This is a genomic window from Pullulanibacillus camelliae, from assembly GCF_014642655.1.
GTDB classification, from domain to species: Bacteria; Bacillota; Bacilli; order Bacillales; family Sporolactobacillaceae; genus Pullulanibacillus; species Pullulanibacillus camelliae.
In genome coordinates this window covers 1-1,677 of record NZ_BMIR01000046.1, presented here as the reverse complement: position 1 = coordinate 1,677, position 1,677 = coordinate 1, and the positions used below count along the sequence as shown (strand labels likewise).

At 47.0% G+C, this 1,677-nt stretch carries 1 protein-coding gene; it reads right to left on the bottom strand.

Annotated features, from left to right (window positions below):
• Positions 1–207: 207 nt before the first annotated feature.
• Entirely contained in the window at positions 208–1,581 is a 1,374-nt protein-coding gene (locus tag IEW82_RS19835) for an IS1380-like element ISGsp2 family transposase (protein WP_044899598.1), read from the bottom strand.
• Positions 1,582–1,677: the final 96 nt, after the last annotated feature.

Below are 1,677 nucleotides of genomic sequence, written 5' to 3'. Positions count from 1 at the left end.
CCTGAATCCGTGATGAATTGAAATCGACTTTGATTTTGTTGTAATTTTGATGGATTGATAATCCATAAAACCCTTTTTATGCTTATGACCTATGTCATCTCTATTTCCGAAAATGGAACAAATCTCTTTTTTAGGTATACGAACCAAAAAAATAGACAAAAAAGCACAGGGAGTGACGTTGGACATCAGTGCCCGAACATTCGTTCGTTATCTTGCCTCTCTCCATTTCTGATAGACGTTCAGTAGGGGCTCGCTATAGCCACTCCTTCGCGTCAGTTTCATCCAGATCTGTCGTGATCGACGGACGAGTCGCCCTGCCATCGTGATCACCGTCTGAATAATCGTCTTGATGCGGCGGCGTTTCACTTTGTGGTGCAACGGATGTCTCGGATCGCTTAATAGATCTTGTCCAATCAGACGAAGAAGATTGTAAACGAAGGCTCCCATGACCAACACGAGCGCATTCGTTTTCATCTTCCCAGATGGAAGCCGCTCTAAATCTAAGTCGCTCTTCAGTTCGCTATGAAACTGTTCGCATGTCGCATGGTCATGATACAACGCGAGCACATCGCTCATTCGAACATGCTCGTATCCTTTGAGCCGCACCCAATAGCTTTCCACTTCATAATCAGGAACGAGCATCAGCTGTCCATTGCGTTCCATCGTCCGTTCCGTCACTTGGGTGACTTGAACGTACGTATACGTGTTTCCATCGATCGCTGCCTTCTGTGGAAGGCATAGCTCATAGGTTTGTACTCCTTCGCTTTGTCCATCATCGACACGTTTGCCCTTTTGCGAAGCGATCTGGAACCAAAGCGCTTTCGATTCTCGGCGTAAGTTTCGCTTGATGACAAAGTCCACGTCTTCCTTTAGGCATACGTGCACATTCGCTTCTGCATCGTTTCCTGCATCCATGCGAACAAGCAGACGAGATGAAGTCAGTTGACGAGCTCGACGGATAGCGGTGACTAAAAACGAGGGCATGTTGTCTTGCACATGTTGTTTCCCTGGACGCAACTCGGCATGAACGAGATACCCTTCCTTCCCTGCATACGCAAACAACGGTGTAAAACCGTCAAATCCTTTATACGTTCGACTGACTCCTTCTTTTTTCGTATCGGAGTTGTCAAATGGGGAACCATCTATATCAAGGGGAAGCCATGTCGTCTTTCCTTTGGTCCAACAAGGGGACAAAGTGGCATGTCGTTGAATCAACAGACGTATGGACTCCTCCCAAAGAATCGTTTCGGTCATCGGAAGACAAGCGAGCTGATCGAGTCGTTGTCGCAAGGTTGGAGAGGAAGGCACGTGCTGAATCCCCATCGATGCCGAAAAGATATCGTCCTGACGATACGCTTCGATATGATCGAAATCCGTTTTTCCTGTGGCAAGCAAGCCAATCATCGAGCGAATGACATCGCTATGGGAAATGTGCACTTCTCGACGAACCGTTGGAAGCCGAAGTGCGTTTACCCGTTTATCCAGTTTCGTTCGATGGAGTAAGTAGCCAACGAGAGCAAGCCCAGCACTTGGGGTAATCGCTTCATCTGTCAATACAAACCGAATCGGGAAATCTTTCATCACATCACCTACTTGATGAAGAATCGTCAACGTCGTTTTCCCTTATCGTATCAACGGTTTGCGACCATTGTAAAGATGTTTTGTCACGGATTCAGG

Excerpts from the sequence above, each read along its gene's own strand:
- IEW82_RS19835 (WP_044899598.1), bottom strand. The coding sequence starts at position 1,581 with ATGAAAGATTTCCCGATTCGGTTTGTATTGACAGATGAAGCGATTACC.